Here is a 17,817-nt window from a genome sequence, read left to right as displayed (position 1 = left end):
GGGGGACGATGGCCGAGGGGGACGACAACACCGTTGAGTCGAGACCGCATGCGTCCGCGCTCGCCGGTCTGGTGCTCGAGGAGGAAGCGGCACGACGCGACGCGTCCGAGGTGGAGGAGATCCTCTTCGCCGACGAACTGCTGCCCGGCGTCGGCAGCGAGGAGCTGAGCCTCAAGCGGGGCCTGGTGATGGGGGGCGGCGCCGCGACCTTCGTCGTGCTCCTGGTGCTCAACTCCCTCGACGAACTCCAGGCCTCCGCGTTCGCCCTCCTCGCCCCCGACATCCGCGACGACTTCGGCGTGGGCGACGGCGTGATCACGTTCATCGGTGCCATCTCGGCGGCGTTCGTGGTGCTCGGCGCCGTACCGATGGGCTGGCTCGCCGACCGGTTCCGGCGGGGACCGGTCATCGGCTGGTCGAGCCTGGCCTTCAGCATCAGCGTCTTCCTGAGCGGCATGGTGCCCAACGCCTTCGCATTCTTCTGGGCCCGCTTCGGTGTCGGCATCGCCAAGGCCAACACGATCCCGGTCCATGGCTCGATGATCGCCGATGCCTACCCGATCGGTATCCGCGGACGGATCGGTGCGATCACCGCCATCGCCGGTCGGGGCGTGGCCGTGCTGAGCCCCCTGCTCGTGGGTGTGATCGTCGAGATCGCCAACGGTCCGGGTGAGGTCGACGGCTGGCGGTGGGCCTACTACATCCTGGGCGTACCGGTTCTGTTCTTCGCCTTCGCCGCCTTCCGGCTGAAGGAGCCGACGCGCGGGCAGTGGGAGAAGCAGGATGTGCTCGGCCAGGCCATCGCCGAAGACGATCCGCTCCCGCCGAGCATGGACGCGGCCTTCGCCCGGCTCTGGCAGATCCGGACCCTCAAGGGGGTGATCGTCGGGTTCAGCGCGATGGGCTTCGGCATCTTCACCGCGCCGTTCCTCGAGAACATCTTCCTCGAGGATCGCTTCGACCTCGAAGCACTCGACCGGGGCATCGCCAAGACGGCCGGTGGCGTGTTCGTCATGGTCGCCCTCGTGTTCATCGGTCCCCGCTTCGATCGGCTCTACCGACGCGACCCGTCGCTGGTGCTGCGTCTCGTCGGCGGGCTCGTCTTCTTCTCGGCCTTCCTCATGCCGGTGCAGTACTTCATGCCCAACGTGCCGGCGTTCGTGATCATGTCGATCCCCCGCGAGGTGATGCTGTTCTCGGCCTTCGCGATGGTGCAGCCGATGCTCCAGTCGATCATTCCGTACCGGCTCCGCGGTCTGGGTGCCGCCCTCGGCACCCTCTACATCTTCTTCACGGGTGCGTTGGGCGGTGGACTCGTCGCGTTGCTGTTCGCCGACGCCTGGGGGGCCCGCACCACTGTGCTGGTGCTGAGCGTGCCCACCACCATCGTCGGCGGGGGGCTCATGATGAGGGCTGCCTCGTTCGTGAAACGCGATCTCTCACAGGTAGTGCAGGAGCTCCAGGAGGAGCTCGAGGAATCCGATCGCCGCGCCGCGGCACCCGACGCGATCCCGGCTCTCCAGATCAACAACCTCGACTTCGGCTACGGCCGGGTCCAGGTGCTCTTCGACGTCGGCTTCGAGCTCGCCAAGGGCGAGTCGCTGGCGCTGCTCGGCACGAACGGTGCCGGCAAGTCCACGGTCCTGCGGGTGATCAGCGGACTCGGCACCCCGTCGCGAGGGGTGATCCGCCACCACGGGCGCACGATCACGTTCAGCTCCCCCCAGGTGCGCTCGCAGCTCGGCATCCAGCAGCTCCCCGGCGGACGTGGCGTCTTCGCCGACATGACGGTGCGCCAGAACCTGGTCATGGGGGCCTACAAGTACCGCAAGGACCGAGCCGACGTGCGTCGTCGCATCGAGCGGGTGCAGGAGCTCTTCCCGGCGCTCGTCGGACGCGAGAACGACCAGGCCGGCACCCTGTCGGGAGGGCAACAGCAGATGCTCGCCCTCGCGATCACGATGCTCAACGAGCCCGACGTACTCCTCATCGACGAGCTGTCACTCGGGCTCGCCCCGTCGGTGGTGTCGGAGCTGCTCGAGCTCATCGACCGGTTGCGGGAGGCGGGGCAGACGATGATCGTCGTCGAGCAGTCCATCAACATCGCTCTGCAGATCAGCGACCGGGCGATCTTCCTCGAGAAGGGCCAGATCCGCTTCGAGGGGTCGGCCCGCGAGCTGCTCGAGCGGGACGACATCGCCCGGGCCGTGTTCCTCGGCGACGAGGGCGGCTGACATGGCGATCTGGGACGCGATCTGGGCCTGGTGGGTCGACCGGAGCTCGTGGCAGCTCGTCTTCAACGGTGCCACCATCGGCCTGATCTACGGGTTGATCGCCATGGGGATCGTGCTGATCTACCGCTCGACCAAGGTCATCAACCTCGCCGTCGGCAACATGGGTCTGCCCGCGATGGGGCTGATGGTGATCATGGTCGTCAACTACGACTTCCCGTACTGGATCGCACTTGCGGTTGCGGTTGCGGTGGGCACGATCGGCGGCGGGATCCTCGAACTCGCGGTGGTTCGTCGCCTCTTCGACGCTCCGAGGGTGATCCTGCTCGTGGCGACGATCGGTATCGCCCAGCTGATGCAGGCGATCCTGTTCGCCCTGCCCGACCCCACGCCCGAGACCGGGCAGGGCTATCCGATCCCGGTCGGTTCCTCCTGGGAGCCGTTCTGGGGTATCAGCGTCGACGGCCCGGACCTCACCGTCATCGTCGTCGTGCCGATCATCGCCATCGGTCTCGCGCTCTTCCTGAACCGGACCGTGTTCGGTCAGACCGTGCAGGCCTCGGCCGGCAACGCCGATCTGGCCCGCCTCCAGGGCATCAGCCCCCGCACGGTCTCGCTGTTCGTGTGGACGGTCGCCGGCTTCGTCGGCGCCGTCGCCATGATCCTGCTGGCCGGTCGGCGGGGTGAGGCGACCGGCATCCAGAACCTCGGTCCCGTCACGATGACGCGTGCCCTCGCGGCCGCCGTGCTCGCCGGCATGTACTCGTTCCCGCGTGCGGTGGCGGCCGGTATCGGGATCGGTCTGCTGGAGACGCACATCGTGCGAATCCACCTCACCGATCCGGGCCTGTTCGATCTCGTGCTCTTCGTGCTCGTCGTCGCCGCGATCGTTTTCTCGAACAGGGCTGACGGCGAGGGCCGGGCCTCGTTCGCCTTCATCTCCAAGCGGCGCCCCGTTCCCGAGCACCTTCGTTCGATCTGGTGGGTCCGTCATTTCGTGCACCTCGGACCGGCACTGCTGCTCGTCGCCGGGATCGTCGTGCCGCTGCTGATCGACCTGCCGAGTCGGCATCGCATCTACGCCCGGGTGCTCGCCTTCGCCGTCTGTGCGGTCTCCGTCACCGTCATCACCGGATGGTCGGGCCAGGTGTCGCTGGCCCAGATGGCGTTCGCCGGATTCGGTGCGCTCCTCGCCGCCGGCTTCAGCAGGGGCCTGCACTTCGGCGTCGGGTGGGGGCAGTGGCAATGGTTCGACGTCACTCTTCCGGACCTGCCATTCCTGGTGTCCATGTTCCTGGCCGCGCTCGTCACGGCCGGCATCGCCGCGATCGTGGGGGTCGGCTCGTTGCGGGTGCGCGGACTGCTCCTCGCGGTGAGCACATTCGCCTTCGCGTTGGCGGCGCAGGTGTATCTCTTCCGGCGCGACGCCCTCGACGACGGCGAGGGGTCCTCGGTGGCCTTCGAGCGGGGGAAGGTGGGCTGGTGGGAGGTCGAGAGCGAGCGTGACTTCTACTACTTCACCATGATCTCGTTGGTCGTGTTGCTGGTGGTCGTCGCTCGGCTCCGACGCTCCGGCATCGGGCGCAGCATCATCGCGGTGCGCGACAACGAGGACTCGGCCAGCGCCTACGCCGTGTCGCCCATTCGCATGAAGCTCATGGCGTTCGCGCTCGCCGGCGGCATCGCGGGGTTCGGCGGGGCACTGCTGGCCGGCATCATCGAGAGCGTTCCGCTGGCCAACCGCTTCTTCACCCTCGACGACTCGCTCCAGGTGGTGGCGATGGTCGTCATCGGCGGGCTCGGAACGCTGCTCGGTCCGCTGATCGGGGCGTTCTGGGTCGTGGGCCTCCCGTCCTTCTGGCCCGACAACGAGCTCGTCCCGCTTCTCACTTCGAGCATCGGCCTACTCGTCCTGCTCCTCTACTTCCCGGCCGGTCTCGTGCACGTGGGCTACGTGGCACGAGACGCCGTGGTCGACTGGGTCGCGGCGCGCCGCCCACCTCCGCCGGTGCGTGTCTCCCGCCCCGCCCCGGCGACGGTCGTCACCCATGAGCCCAAGGAGCGCCGCGGCGAGGTCGCCCTGCGGGCGACGGACATCGAGGTCCGTTTCGGGGGGATCCTGGCTGTCTCGGGGGTCGGCATCGACGCTGACCACGGCGAGATCGTCGGTCTGATCGGAACCAACGGCGCCGGCAAGTCGACGCTGCTCAACGCCATCGGGGGATATGTCCCTGCCACCGGAACGATCGAGATCAACGGCAGCGATGTGACTCGTCTGGCCGCGCACGAACGGGCCAGGGCCGGCCTCGGTCGCACGTTTCAGGCGGCCGACCTCTTCCCCGAGCTCACAGTGCGTGAGACCGTGCTCGTCGCCCTCGAGGCCCGACACCGGACCGGCCTCGTCTCCACCGCGTTGTTCTGGCCCGGCGCGATCCGGCGGGACCGGGTCAAGCGCAGCCAGGCCGCCGACCTCATCGACTTCCTCGGCCTCGGCCGCTACGCCGACACGTTCATCAACGAGCTCTCCACCGGCACTCGCCGCATCGTCGAACTCGCCGGCCTGCTCGCCCTCGATGCCCATGTCTTGTGCCTCGACGAACCGACCGCCGGCCTCGCCCAACGGGAGACCGAGGCGTTCGGACCGCTGATCAAGTCGATCCAGCAGGAGCTCGGGGCGACGATGGTGGTGATCGAGCACGACATGGGTCTGATCATGTCGCTGTCGGATCGGGTGTACTGCCTCGACGAGGGCATCGTGATCGCGGAAGGAACCCCCGAAACGGTGCGGTCGAACCCCGCGGTGATCGCGAGCTACCTCGGGACCGATCGCCGGGCCATCGATCGCAGCGGCGCGATCACTGAGTGATGTCGGTGAGCTCGGTCACCTCGACCAGGCCGCCGTTCTCGCCGAGCGTCGGGTCGAACTGACCGATGCGCAGCCCGTCGGCCGCGTCGTACTTGCCCGGGCCGAAGCTGGCGAACGGGATGTTGGCCAGATCGATCGCCCCGATCGCTTCCAACCCGGCCAGGAAGGTGTCGGGATTGAGGTCCCCGCCCGCCCGGTCGCCGGCCGCTTTCAGTACCGAGAGATACGCGCAGGGCGCCTGCATCCCGCCGGCCCAGTTGGCCTCGCCGTCGGGCACGTCGGCGGGATCGAGCACCTCGATGCCCTCGGCCTCGCGCAGGATGTCGTAGCACGCCTGCGATGCCTCGAGGTCCCACGACTCGTCGCGTGATGCCCCCATCGGCGAGTAGGTGCCGTCGTAGATGGCGGGGTCGCGTTCGTCGAAGCCGCCGATCGTCGACACGGTCTCGCCGGTGTCGATGGCGACGATGTTGCCCTCGAATCCGGCCTCTCGCATGTGGGCGATGCCGAACGCGAGCTGCGACTGGACGACGATCAGGGTGTCGATGTTCTCGTCCTTCGCTACCTCGGCGTAGATCTCTGCCTGGTTGGCGAGAGCCACCTCGTCGCCCTGCGGGATGGTGCTCGTGAACGACTCGACGACCTCGACACCGAGATCCGCGAGTGCGGGAAGCACGACATCCTGAGTGATCGACTGGTTCTCCGACGAGTCGTCGTAGGTGGCGACCTTGCCGTCGAGCAGGCCGAGCTCCTGGTACAGCGCGAGGGTTCCCTCATGGCGACGCTCCGCGCTCATGGCGATCGCGGCCCAAGGCACGGTCGCCTGGGGGAAGTGGGCCGGCGTGTGGGTGCCGCCGATCATCATCGTCTCGTTCTGCTGCACGAAGCACATCACGCTGTCGATGGCCGGCCCGGTGATACCACCGAGCACGATGAACACCTCGTTGTCCTGGGTGAGTTGGACGCACGCGTCGTCGGCGGACGCGGTGAACACCGGGTTGTACTCGGTGTAGATCATCTCGAGCTGGCGGCCGGCAACGCCCCCGTTGGCGTTGACGTCGGCGATGAGGGTCTCCCAGATGAGCGGGACGTCACCGTTGTTGATGTCGACCAGACCCAGCTCCCGCAGTTCGTCGAGGTCACTGCTGACGACGCCGACGGTGATCGTGTCGGCGGTGACGCCGCGGTACGAGTCGAACGGTTCGACGTCGTCCGCGGGTGCGGCGGTCGTAGAGGTGTCCTCGGTGTCGTCGGGCGGTGTGGTGGTCCCGTCGTCGGGCGCGGCGGTGGTGGTGGACGATTCTGCCCCCTCGCCGCTCTCGGTTTCGCCCCCGTCGTCACCGCTGCTGCACGCGGCAGCGAGCAGTGCAAAGAGCGTGAAGACGGCCAGAAGCGACGAAACCCGTCGAGTGCGGCGTGTGGTCATGGAGCCCCCCTTGGTCCAACAACTGCCATGTTGTACCACGCATTCGCTCCAACGTGTCATCCGTCACACCGTTGCACTCGGGGTCAGACCCCCGTTGCGGTTGAGGCGTGCCGGGGTCTACGCGCTCCGGCGCACGGACGGGATGAGCCTCCGTCGGGCATCGTCGACCAACTCTTGCAGCAGCGGATCGGTGGCCAAGCGCTGAGCCGCTCGGGTCGCGGCGCTGCGAACGCTACCTCCGCTGCGGTAGCCGTATCGAGACGCGAGCTCGTCGGCGGTGACGTCGGTCAACTCTCGACACAGAATCAGCGTGGCGGCTCGCAACGGATCGCGGATGCCTCGCCCGCCCGCCCGGACGAGTTCGAACTCCATCGGCGACGACACCCCCACCGCCGCCTCGATGTCGGCCGGACGGAGTGGGCGAGGCCCAGAGATCGACCGGATCGGGGTCGGCAAGTGGTCGACCGGTTCGGGACCTTCGACGAAGCGCCGGAACGAATCGGGAGTGCCGCCGATCAGTCGTAGCAGCGTCGTGGTCCTGAGCCACGCCGGCACCCTCGCCTCGCCGACGTAGGCGGGATGGCTCGTCCAGTCGAATGCCGCTCGGTCGAAGCGTTCCAATCCTGCGATCGGATTGCGATGGATGTAGCGCACGACGGTGCAGAGATATGTCTCCTCGAGAATCGGTTGTGACCGAAATCTGCCCCGGAACAAGGGGCCGTCGAGCCCGTACTTGGCGTTGAAGGACTGCGTGTATCTCGAGCCGGTCGTCTGCATCATCGCCGACAGCGCCGAGACCTGCGATCGGAACAGCCCGTGGTAGTGGTTGCCCATCAGGGCGTAGGCGTGGATTTCCACTCCTACGCCTGCGGCCGCATCGGCCAACAGGTGAAGAAAACGATGGCGGTCGGCATCGTCACCGAACACCGGCAGCTTTCTCGCGCCCCGGTTCATCACATGGTGCCAGTCGGCCTCCACTGCAGATCTCGTGCGTCTCGCCATGGACGCGAACCTAGGAAGTCGGTGTGACACTGCGCCCGAACTGCAACGGGGGTCTGACCCCCAATGCAACGGTCAGTTTCTGGGGAGGTCTTTGAAGGGGGTGGTCTTGGCGGGGCCGGGTTCTTTGGGGAGGCCGAGAAAGCGCTCTCCCAGGATGTTGCGCTGGACCTGGTCGGTGCCGCCGTAGATGGCCGGTGCGGGCGAGTGCAGGGTCGAGGCCTGGACCTCGCCGTTGCCGGGGCCCGCCGCGGCGTCGGCGCCCGTGAGCATGCCGTGGGCGCCGATGGACTGGTTGCCGACCTCGCGTTTCATGCGGGCGATCTCGCTCATGGCGAGCTTGCCCAGGTTGCCGATGGCGGGTACCGCGCCGGAACGTGACCGCAGCCCGAGCAGGCGGTTGACCTCCTCGCGGATGTGGAGCCGCACGCGAGCATCGCGCCGGGTGGCGTCGTCGAGGCCGAGGTCGCGGGCGTAGCGCCCGAAGCGGACGGCGGTGGGCGCGGCGTCGATCTTCAGTCGAGGACCGCCCTCGGTGCGCAGACCGAAGCTTCCGGCGGGCTTCGTGAGGTCCGCCGACGTGGAACCGGCGCGGGCGAAGGGCAGTTCCACGCCGGCACCGGCGAGGCTGGCGCGCTCGAAGCCGAGCGTGGTGTTGCCGACTCGCCAACCGTTGTTGAGATCACCGATCACGTTGGCGTCCGGCACGCGGGTGTCGTCCATGAACACCTCGTTGAAGAACGCCTGACCGGTCATCTCGACCAGCGGCCGGATGTCGACGCCGTCCTGCATCATCGGGAACGCGAACCACGTGATGCCGGCGTGCTTCGGCTGGTTCGGATCGGTACGGGCGAGCAGCATGCCGAAGTCGGTGCCCTCCGCGAGGCTGGTCCAGACCTTCTGACCGTTGACGATCCATTCGTCACCGTCGCGTTCGGCCTTCGTCTGGAGACCGGCGAGGTCCGATCCGGCCCCCGGTTCGGAGAACAGCTGACACCAGGAGGCCGTGCCGTTCACGATCGGTTTCACGAACCGGTCGATCTGTTCAGGGGTGCCGTGAGCGGCGATCGTGGGTGCCGCCATCATCGTCGCGATGCCGCCGGGCGGACCGAGGGTGCCGGCGTCGTTGAGGCCGAGTTTGACCTCGTTCTCTTCCTGACGGGAGTAGCCGCGCCCGTGGGCGTGCTCGGGCAGCGAGGGCAGCGAATAGCGCTCGTCAGCGAGGATCTGCCACCACTCGGCGACCGTCATCTCCGGGTCCCATTTCGCGGCCGCCCAGGCGCGAACCGTCTCTCTGATCGTCATGGCATGGACCGTAGTGCCACTGGTCACCATGACGTCCATTTGGCCGCGCGTGTGCGTACGATTCGCGCATGGCGGTCAGCGTTGCAGCGGCCCGCGGACCGGCGGAGAGCCGCGAGGCGGGGTGGTACTTGGGTGCCGCTCTCGTCGCGCCCGTGCTGATCATCGTCGCTCCCGACTATCTCCTCGTTCTCGCCGTGGCCGCGATGGTCGTGTTCCGGCTGATCCGGGGCCACGCCGGGCCTCAGGCAACACGGTTCGCCAGCAACGATCTGATGGTGACCGGCGTCGCGTTCGCCCTGGCCGGACTGTGGTCGGGCCTGGCCGGTCACGGTGGCTTCGGTGCCGCCGCCGAGATCGCTCGTTTCGCGCTCGTGCCGATCGGTTTTGCTGTCGTACGAGGCTCGGCCCGGGTCGATCTGCGACCGGCGATCTGGCTGGGCGCGGTGCTGGGTTCGATCGCGGCCGGCGGACTTGCCGTCCTGATGCTCGTGATCGCCGAGGTCGGGCGACCGACGTCCTACGTGAATCCGATCCACTTCGGCGAGATGGCGCTGGTACTCGGCTTCATCGCCGCGATCACCCGAGGGCTCGCCGTGGGCAACCGGCGCAACATCGATCGTTGGACATTCGTGGCGATCCTGGCGTCGCTGGTGGCCGCGGTGCTGTCGCACGCCCGCGGCGGCTGGGTCGCCCTGCCGGCCATCCTCATCGTGACCGCGATCCATCACTATCGGTCGCCCAACCAGCGACTGGCCCGCTATCTCGCGGTGCTCGTGCTGGTGCTGACCCCGGTGATGGCCATCGCGGTGACCGCGAACGATCGAGCCGCCCTGCGAGCCTTCGACCGGGGGGTGTCCGAGACGGTGGAGTACATGGTCAACCACGGCGCCGACGAGAGCGGATCCACGTCCGTCGGTGCGCGGTTCGAGATGTGGCGCAGCGCGTTCGCCGGGTTTCGCCAGTCGCCGACCCTGGGCATCGGCTGGGGCAACATGGACGATCGTTTCGCCGAGGACGTGGACGCCGGGGTGCGGGCCGAACGCATCGCCGAGCACGATCATCCCCACAACCAGTATCTGTCGCATCTCGGCAGCGGCGGGATCGTCGGTTTGATCACGTTGCTGGCGTTGTTGGCGGTGCCGGGTTGGATCTGTCTGCGTTCCTTCCTGCGGCGCCAGGACGACGTGCGGGCGCTGGGAGGCGCCGGTCTCGTGGTGGTCGTGGGCTACGCCGTCTTCTCGCTGACCGACTCGGTCTTCGAGACTGCGTCGCCGCTGGTCTTCTACGTGCTCGCAGTCGGGGCGATCGTGGCCCAGATCGACCGACTTGAGAACGAACATGTGTTCGCCTACGGTCACGGCGATGGGATGGAACAACCCCGACGTCCCGTGGAAGGACCTCGAGCGGACGCTCTCTGATCACCCAGCCAGTGATCGCCCACCCATTCCGGTGGGCGACGGGGGTGACAGTCCGGCGTGGTCGCGCAAGCGTCCGGCCTACGAGCCGGTGCCGGAGGCGCCCCGTCATCGGAGTCGGGTGCCCTATGCCGAACTCCACTGCCACTCGAACTTCTCGTTCCTCGACGGCGCCTCACACCCCGAGGAACTGGCCGAGGAAGCGGCTCGACTCGACCTGACGGCGTTGGCCTTGACCGACCACAACGGCTTCTACGGCATCGTCCGTTTCGCCGAGGCCGCTCGGGCGGTCGGGCTGCCCACCGTCTTCGGCGCCGAGCTCACACTCGATCGCTCCTCTCCGGGGGGATCGACGAGTGATCTCTCGCGTCCCGGCCCGGCCGATCCGGTGGGGGAGCACCTGCTGATCCTGGCCCGTGACCCCGAGGGCTACGCCATGCTCGGTCGGGCCATCAGCGAAGGACAACTCGCCGGCGAGAAGGGCGCGCCCCGGATCAGCTACGAGCGGCTGGTCGAACTCGGCGGTGTCGGGTCGGCGCGGGGGCAGGATCATTGGCTCGTGCTCACCGGTTGTCGCAAGGCGTCGGTGCCGAAGGCGCTCGTCGAATCGGGGCCCGCGGCCGCCCGTCGAGCCCTCGACCGCTTGGTCGCCGATTTCGGTCGAGCCAACGTGGTGGTCGAGTTGTCGGACCACGGCCTCCCCGCGGACTCCGTGCGCAACGACGGGCTCGCCGAGTTGGCCGTCGCCGCCGGTCTCGACCTCGTCGCCACCGGTAACGTCCATCACCATTCCGTCGCTCGTCAGCGCTTGGCCTCGGCCATGGCCGCGGTGCGGGCCCGCCGCAGCCTCGACGAGATCGACGGCTGGCTCCCCCCGGCCGGGTTGCATCTGCGGTCGGGCGACGAGCAGGCGTTGCGCTTCGCCCGCTACCCGGGGGTGGTCGAACGGGCCGCGGCCATCGGCCTCGAGTGTGCGTTCGATCTCTCGCTCGTCGCCCCGAACCTGCCGCCCTATCCGTGTCCCGACGGCCTCGACGAGGTGGGGTTCCTCCGTCGGCTCGTCGAAGAGGGTGGCACCCGTCGCTACGGGTCGCGGTCCGCCGAGCAGGTGAAGGGCGCATGGGCACAACTCGACCGAGAACTCACGGTCATCGACGAGCTCGGGTTCCCCGGCTACTTCCTGGTGGTGTGGGACATCGTCGAGTTCTGTCGACGGGCCGACATCCTCTGCCAGGGACGCGGTTCGGCCGCGAACTCGGCCGTGTGCTTCGCCCTCGGCATCACCAACGCCGATGCCGTGTCGCTCGGCCTCCTCTTCGAGCGGTTCCTGTCACCCGAACGCGATGGTCCGCCCGACATCGACATCGACATCGAGAGCGGCCGTCGCGAAGAGGTCATCCAGTACGTCTACGAAAAGCACGGGCGTCACCACACCGCCCAGGTGGCCAATGTCATCACCTATCGGTCCAAGTCGGCGATCAGGGACATGGCCAAGGCGCTCGGCTACGCCACCGGCCAGCAGGATGCCTTCTCCAAGCAGGTCGATCGCTGGAGGGACGTGAAGGCCGGCGCCGTCGATCCCGACACCTCGATTCCGTTGCCGGTGCTCGAGTTGGCCGCCGAGATCGAACACTTCCCCCGCCACCTCGGCATCCACTCGGGGGGCATGGTCATGTGCGATCGCCCCGTCATCGAGGTGTGCCCGGTCGAGTGGGGGACCATGGCCGATCGCAGCGTGCTCCAGTGGGACAAGGACGACTGTGCGGCCGCGGGTCTCGTGAAGTTCGACCTGCTCGGGCTCGGCATGTTGTCGATGCTGCACCACGCCATCGACTTCATCCGCGACACCGACGGGATCGAGGTCGACCTCGCGGCGCTGCCCCAGGAGTCAGAGGTCTACGACATGCTCCAGAAGGCCGACACCATCGGCGTTTTCCAGATCGAGTCTCGGGCCCAGATGGCCACGCTGCCGCGGCTCAAGCCCCGCTGCTTCTACGACCTCGTGGTCGAAGTGGCGCTCATCCGTCCCGGGCCGATCCAGGGCGGGTCGGTCCATCCCTACATCCGCCGCCGCAACGGCGAGGAGCCTGTCACCTATCTCCACCCGCTGCTCGAGAACGCGCTGGCCAAGACCCTCGGTGTCCCGTTGTTCCAGGAACAGCTCATGCAGATCGCCATCGACGTCGCGAACTTCACGCCCACCGATGCCGACCAGCTGCGTCAGGCCGTCGGGTCGAAACGCAGCCGCGAACGCATGGAACAGCTCAAGGAGCGGTTCTTCGACGGGATGCGGGCCAACGGCATCACCGACGACATCGGCGAGCAGATCTGGGTGAAGCTCGCGGCCTTCGCCAACTACGGCTTCCCCGAGAGCCACTCGGTGTCGTTCTCGTATCTCGTCTACGCCTCGTCGTGGATCAAGTACCACTACCCGGCCGCCTTCTGCGCGGCGCTGCTCAATGCCCAGCCGATGGGTTTCTGGTCGCCCCACACGATCGTGGGCGACGCTCGCCGCCACGGGGTGGGTATCCGCACCCCCGATCTCAATGCCTCGGCGGCCCAGGCCACACTCGAGTTCGATCCGGCGTCCACCGGCGGGTGGGCGGTGCGGGTGGGACTCGACTACGTGCGCGGACTCGGCACCGAACTGGCCGAGGAGATCGAGGCGGGTCGGCCCTACGGCTCGGTCGAGGACCTTCGTCGCCGGGTGCCGAAGCTCTCGCTCCCCATCCTCGAAGCGTTGGCCACGGCCGGCGCGTTCGGCTGCCTCGGCATCGATCGTCGTTCGGCGCTGTGGACGGCCGGCGCGATGGCCCAGACCGCGACCGATCGCCTGCCCGGCATTGTCACCGGCATCGACGCCCCGACCCTGCCGGGCATGTCGCCCCAGGAGCTGTCCCACGCGGATCTCTGGGCCACCGGCGTCGCTCCCGACGGCCACCCCACCCGCTACATCCGGGCCGATCTCGATCGCCTGGGCGTGGTCACCTCGGCGGGCCTGGTCGACCGTCCGGCGGGGGAGCGGGTGTTCGTCGGCGGGGTGGTCACCCATCGCCAGCGTCCGGCCACCGCCGGCGGCACCATGTTCATCAATCTCGAGGACGAGACCGGCCTGATCAACGTGGTGGTGTCGGCCGGGTGTTGGCAGCGCTACAAGAAGACGGCCCGGGGGTCGCCGGCCCTGCTCGTCCGGGGCCGACTCGAGAAGTCCGAGGGGGTCATCAACGTGGTGGCCGACCGGCTCGAACCGCTCCCGGTCGGGGCGGCCCCGGCGTCCCGCGACTTCCGCTGACGAGAATTCCCGACGAGAGAATTCTCCGAGGAGGGAACCGATTGTGGTGCCCGGGCGTCTAGAGGATGTGATGGTGGCAAATGAGAACCCTCGACCTCTCGAACTGGTGACCGATCCCGATCTGGCACCGGTCGTGCTCGACTTCCGTGCGTTCTTCGCCGACCACCATCGACCGATCGCCTCGGCGCTCGCCATGACGTTGCGCGACGATGCACTTGCCGCCGATGCCACTTCCGAGGCGATGACCCGTGCGTACGAGCGGTGGGACGACGTCGGCACCTACGCGAACCCGACCGGCTGGGTATATCGCGTCGGTCTCAACTGGGCGCTGAGCCGTCGCCGCAAACTGGTCCGCGAAGTCTTCCGGGCAGATTCACCCGAACGAGGCACGCCGCCGGTCGAGGTCGAGCCCGAGCTCGATGCCGCTCTGGCCGCCCTGCCCATCGACCAGCGCACAGTGGTGGTGTTGCGCTACCTGCTCGACTGGTCCGAGTTCCAGACCGCGGCGGCGCTCGACATCGCCCCCGGCACCGTGAAGAGCCGATTGAGCCGTGGGCTCGATCGGTTGACGACCCTCTTGGAGAACCCCAATGCCCTCTGACTCGATGCCCTCCGACGACGAACTCCGTTCCCGCATGCAGCGACTTGCGGCCACCCGCGAAGTGGCCGACCTGAGCGTCGAAGAGGTCATGGGCCGCCGCTCGTCGACGGCTCGGCGCCAGCGTCTCCTCGCCGTCGCGGCAGTGCTGTTGCTCGTGGCCGGCGTGGCCGGGGTGGTGCGACTGTTCACCGACGACGGCGGCAGCAACGCCGACGTGGCCTCGGGTGCCGACGAGGATGCCGAAGAGGCCGAGCAGCCGGCCGACGAACCGGACGAGACCGCCGATGCCGAGGGTGACGCCACGACCACGACGCTTGCCACGGGCGGCGATGTCCCGGCCATGACGTCGTCCTACTACGGCGGTGGCTCGTGGGTCGTTCCCTGGGGCGACGGATTCCTGTCGTTCGGTCAGGTGCTCGAGCCGTCCGATGCCACCATGGCCGACCTGGTGCCCGACATCGCCGACCGCATGCCCCCCGAGGTCATGGAGGCGCTCGGTGACGTCACCGACGTCGACGAGGCCACCGCATTGCTCGACAGTGTGGGACTCCTCGACGAGGCGACCACCGCGGTGATGGACGACCCCGTGCTCTACGACGCCTACAACCAGGTGATGGCCGGTGGCACCTATCGGGCCGAGGCATCGGTGTCCAACGACGGCGAGAACTGGACCGTGCTCGCCGACTTCGCCCCGCCCGGCGGCGGGGAGTACATCAACTACGTCCGCTCCGACGGCGAACACCTCGTCGTGGTCGAGCAGCGCTGGGACGAGACCACCGAGGACGCCGAGATCATCGTGCACTCCACCGCGGACCTCGTTTCCTGGACCTCGACCCCGATTCCTCAGGTTGCGGCCGACGTTCCCGACTTCGTCGAGAGCGACCAGTACGCCAACGACATCGCCCTCTTCGACGGGGGCTGGTATCTGACCGTCGGCACCAGCAGCTGGGTCGACATCTGGTCGTTGATGCCCGCCGACGTGCTGGCCGAGTTCGGCGACAGCTACGGCTGGACGGTCGAGGTCGACGGAGTACGGGTCTCCTCGGGCGGCGAGATGATCTACGAGGAAGGCGATGTGGGTATCTCCGGCGCAGGAGAGTCGGGCGGCGCGATGTCCGACGACTCCGCCGAGGCAACGACCACGACGGTCGTGCCGCAGCCAGCGACCACCGACGAGGGCACCACCCGCCTCGTGCCCTGGAGCGATCTGGGCATCACCTTCGCCGACTACGAGCGCTACGCATTCAGCGAAACCGGCGCCCTCGTCGCCCACATCGGCTCCTGGGACGGCGCGCTGGCACCGGCCAACCCCCCGGGGGGTCTCTCGTGCTGCACCGTCGTCGGCACCGATGCCGGACTTCTGGCCCAGACCTGGGCGACATGGGATGAGCAGACCGGCGAGCAGCCGGCTCGTCTGTACTTCTCGGCCGATGGTCAGACCTGGTCCGACGTCGCCTATCCCGCCGGTGTCTCGTTCAACAGCCTGACGGCCGTCGTGGGCGGTGTCGTGGCCGTCGACCAGTCCGGCACGGTCTGGCGGGCCGCCGCCGACGGCACCGGCTGGGCGTCCGTCGAGATCGACGGCCTTCCGGCCATGACCGGTCTCTGGTTCGAGCAGCAGAACGGCGGTGTCGCGACCGTCGTCGACGTTGCCGTCTACGACTACGAATACGAGCAGGTCCCGTACACGGTCACCTTCGAGCAGGACGGATTCGAGATCCGCAGCGTCAATGCCTCCGATGGCGGCGTGGCAGTCACCGTCACCGACGTCGCCACCGGCGACGTCGTGCTCGAGCGTTCGTTCAACCAGTACGAGGCGGCCTTCCCCGAGTTCGTCCGCTATGACGACACCGGCAACGTCGAACTGCTCGACGACGCCGGCGAGGTCGTCGTCAGCGTCCCGATGGAGACCTACGACCGGGAGACGAGCGCGGCGATCCAGGCAGCCCAGGAGGCCGCCGGCTGGGAAGAGCCGGTCTACGACTACCAGCCCGACTTCTGGCTGGTGGCCACGAGTGACGGCATCACCTGGTTCGTCGAGGATCTGGTCGACACCGAGGACGCCGGCTTCGGTCAGGCCGCCATCAACGGCAACCTCGTCGTGGTCCGCGACTGGGCGGGCGGCTGGGAGACCATCGCCATCGGGTAGCTACGATCCGGGGATGCAGACACGTGTGACCGAGCTGTTGGGCATCGAGATCCCGATCGTGCAGGCCCCGATGGGCTGGATCGCCCGATCACAACTCGCGTCGGCGGTGTCGATCGCCGGTGGTCTCGGCATCATCGAGACCTCATCGGGCGAACTCGATGCCATCAAGGACGAGATCGCGGCGATGCGGGCGCTCACCGATCGCCCGTGGGGCGTCAATGTCGCGCAGCACTTCGTGCGCGATCTCGAAGGCCTGTTCCAGTTCCTGCTCGAGCAGGAAGTGGCGTTCGTGACCACCTCGGCCGGTGACCCCGCAGTGCTGGCGCCGCGGCTGAAGGAGGCCGGGGTGACCGTCTTCCATGTGGTGCCGTCGGTGAGGGGGGCCGAGAAGGCCGTCGCTGCGGGCGTCGACGGCGTGGTCGTCGAGGGCATCGAGGGCGGGGGCTTCAAGTCGCCCGACGGCCCGTCCTCGCTGGTGTTGGTCCCGGAGATCGCATCCCGGTTCCCGGACCTGCCGATCATCGCCGCGGGAGGTTTCGTCGACGGCCCTTCGATGGCGGCCGCGTTCGCCCTCGGCGCCGATGGCGTGCAGATGGGCACCCGCATGGTGGCATCGGTCGAGTCGCCCATTCACGAGAACTGGAAGCAGGCGATCGTCGCCGGCAAGGAGACCGACACGGTGCTGGTGAACCGCAACTTCCGGCCGGCGATGCGCACGTTGAAGACCGAACGCACCACGAAGCTCGAGGCCGACGACGAGCCGGCCACGCTCGGACTCGACGCGATGATGCAGACGTACTTCGGCGGTGATCTCGAGGCCGGGTTGGCGATGAGCGGTCAGGTCCAGGGACGCATCCACTCGGTCGAGCCGGTGGCCGACATCCTCTCGACCGCGTGGGCCGACTGTCAGAAGGTGCTGGTCGAGCTGGGCGAGCGCGCGTCGCGCACCGCCGGCTCCACCTCGAAGTAGTCGGCCTTCTCGAAGCGACCCACGAACGCGATGAGGGCGGAGGGGATGGACGCGACCCGACGGTTGTAGTCGCGCACGTTGCCGTTGAAGAGCCGTCGCGACGCCTGGATGCGGTTCTCGGTCGTCACCAGCTCACGCTGGAGATCGAGGAAGTGCGCGCTGGCCACCAGATCCGGGTAGGCCTCGCTGACGGCGAGGAGGTGGCGGAGGCCCTGGACGAGGATGTTCTCGGCGTCGGCCTGTTCGGCCGGTTCGCCGGTGGTGGCGACGGCACCGGCGCGCGCCTCGATGACTTCGGTCAGCGTCGCTTTCTCGTGGCCGGCGTAGCCACCGACGGTCTCCACCAGATTGGGGATGAGGTCGTAGCGACGACGAAGCTCGGTGTCGACGTTGGACCATGAGTTCGCGATCAGGTTGCGCTGCGAGATGAATCGGTTGAACGACAGCACCGCCCACGAGAGGACGAGCCCGCCCCCGATCGCGGCGATGACGTACGGCGACATGACGCCCCATCGGCACTTCGATGTCGCTTTCCAGGATCGATGCTGCGGTTTCGGCGATTC

Annotated in this window: 11 protein-coding genes; 7 read left to right on the top strand and 4 right to left on the bottom strand. The window is 67.9% G+C overall.

Annotated elements, in window-relative coordinates:
- Positions 1-8 precede the first annotated feature (8 nt).
- Both RIB98_05870 and RIB98_05865 read left to right on the top strand, forming a co-directional pair.
- Positions 9-2,234, top strand: a complete 2,226-nt coding sequence (locus tag RIB98_05870) for an MFS transporter (GenBank protein ID MEQ8840487.1) — start codon at positions 9-11, stop codon at positions 2,232-2,234.
- Position 2,235: 1 nt separating this feature from the next.
- Complete coding sequence (locus tag RIB98_05865) at positions 2,236-5,097, top strand: branched-chain amino acid ABC transporter permease/ATP-binding protein (protein ID MEQ8840486.1); 2,862 nt, start codon at positions 2,236-2,238, stop codon at positions 5,095-5,097.
- Here RIB98_05865 and RIB98_05860 read toward each other — a convergent pair.
- The 3 genes from RIB98_05860 to RIB98_05850 all read right to left on the bottom strand — a co-directional run bounded on the left by RIB98_05860 (position 5,087) and on the right by RIB98_05850 (position 8,827).
- Positions 5,087-6,523, bottom strand: a complete 1,437-nt coding sequence (locus tag RIB98_05860) for an ABC transporter substrate-binding protein (GenBank protein MEQ8840485.1) — start codon at positions 6,521-6,523, stop codon at positions 5,087-5,089. The genes RIB98_05865 and RIB98_05860 overlap by 11 nt on opposite strands.
- Positions 6,524-6,640: 117 nt before the next feature.
- Positions 6,641-7,525 carry a transposase gene (locus RIB98_05855; GenBank protein MEQ8840484.1) on the bottom strand — a complete coding sequence of 295 codons (885 nt, stop codon included), beginning with the start codon at positions 7,523-7,525 and terminating at the stop codon, positions 6,641-6,643.
- A gap of 72 nt (positions 7,526-7,597) precedes the next feature.
- The gene (locus tag RIB98_05850) at positions 7,598-8,827 is read right to left on the bottom strand and encodes an acyl-CoA dehydrogenase family protein (GenBank protein ID MEQ8840483.1); all 1,230 of its coding nucleotides are present in this window, start codon (positions 8,825-8,827) and stop codon (positions 7,598-7,600) included.
- 68 nt (positions 8,828-8,895) lie between these two features.
- Here RIB98_05850 and RIB98_05845 point away from each other — a divergent pair, with 68 nt between their 5' ends.
- The 5 genes from RIB98_05845 (at position 8,896) to RIB98_05825 (ending at position 17,254) form a co-directional block, all read left to right on the top strand.
- A complete protein-coding gene (locus tag RIB98_05845; GenBank protein ID MEQ8840482.1) occupies positions 8,896-10,245 on the top strand; it encodes an O-antigen ligase family protein in 1,350 nt (449 codons plus the stop codon).
- Entirely contained in the window at positions 10,190-13,534 is a 3,345-nt protein-coding gene (locus RIB98_05840) for an error-prone DNA polymerase (GenBank protein MEQ8840481.1), read from the top strand. The genes RIB98_05845 and RIB98_05840 overlap by 56 nt, the downstream gene beginning before the upstream one ends.
- A 73-nt stretch (positions 13,535-13,607) precedes the next feature.
- Positions 13,608-14,135 (top strand): sigma-70 family RNA polymerase sigma factor, encoded by a 528-nt coding sequence (locus RIB98_05835; GenBank protein MEQ8840480.1) that lies wholly within the window; start codon positions 13,608-13,610, stop codon positions 14,133-14,135.
- Positions 14,125-16,284 (top strand): hypothetical protein, encoded by a 2,160-nt coding sequence (locus tag RIB98_05830; protein ID MEQ8840479.1) that lies wholly within the window; start codon positions 14,125-14,127, stop codon positions 16,282-16,284. Before RIB98_05835 ends, RIB98_05830 begins: the two co-directional genes overlap by 11 nt.
- A gap of 13 nt (positions 16,285-16,297) precedes the next feature.
- Positions 16,298-17,254 (top strand): nitronate monooxygenase, encoded by a 957-nt coding sequence (locus tag RIB98_05825; protein ID MEQ8840478.1) that lies wholly within the window; start codon positions 16,298-16,300, stop codon positions 17,252-17,254.
- Here the strand turns inward: RIB98_05825 and RIB98_05820 are convergent.
- Entirely contained in the window at positions 17,191-17,757 is a 567-nt protein-coding gene (locus tag RIB98_05820) for a LemA family protein (GenBank protein ID MEQ8840477.1), read from the bottom strand. The genes RIB98_05825 and RIB98_05820 overlap by 64 nt on opposite strands.
- Positions 17,758-17,817: the final 60 nt, after the last annotated feature.

It is taken from the genome of Acidimicrobiales bacterium, from assembly GCA_040219515.1.
Taxonomy (GTDB): Bacteria; Actinomycetota; Acidimicrobiia; order Acidimicrobiales; family Aldehydirespiratoraceae; genus JAJRXC01.
The sequence above is the reverse complement of the archived record's forward strand: the minus strand, read 5'-3'. Positions and strand labels throughout refer to the sequence as shown.

What these genes read in the sequence shown, in the direction of transcription:
- RIB98_05860 (MEQ8840485.1), bottom strand. Translation starts at nt 6,523, where the DNA reads ATGACCACACGCCGCACTCGACGGGTTTCGTCGCTTCTGGCCGTCTTC.
- RIB98_05865 (MEQ8840486.1), top strand. Translation starts at nt 2,236, where the DNA reads ATGGCGATCTGGGACGCGATCTGGGCCTGGTGGGTCGACCGGAGCTCG.
- RIB98_05855 (MEQ8840484.1), bottom strand. Translation starts at nt 7,525, where the DNA reads ATGGCGAGACGCACGAGATCTGCAGTGGAGGCCGACTGGCACCATGTG.
- RIB98_05870 (MEQ8840487.1), top strand. Translation starts at nt 9, where the DNA reads ATGGCCGAGGGGGACGACAACACCGTTGAGTCGAGACCGCATGCGTCC.
- RIB98_05820 (MEQ8840477.1), bottom strand. Translation starts at nt 17,757, where the DNA reads ATGTCGCCGTACGTCATCGCCGCGATCGGGGGCGGGCTCGTCCTCTCG.
- RIB98_05840 (MEQ8840481.1), top strand. Translation starts at nt 10,190, where the DNA reads ATGGGATGGAACAACCCCGACGTCCCGTGGAAGGACCTCGAGCGGACG.
- RIB98_05830 (MEQ8840479.1), top strand. Translation starts at nt 14,125, where the DNA reads ATGCCCTCTGACTCGATGCCCTCCGACGACGAACTCCGTTCCCGCATG.
- RIB98_05845 (MEQ8840482.1), top strand. Translation starts at nt 8,896, where the DNA reads ATGGCGGTCAGCGTTGCAGCGGCCCGCGGACCGGCGGAGAGCCGCGAG.
- RIB98_05850 (MEQ8840483.1), bottom strand. Translation starts at nt 8,827, where the DNA reads ATGACGATCAGAGAGACGGTTCGCGCCTGGGCGGCCGCGAAATGGGAC.
- RIB98_05825 (MEQ8840478.1), top strand. Translation starts at nt 16,298, where the DNA reads ATGCAGACACGTGTGACCGAGCTGTTGGGCATCGAGATCCCGATCGTG.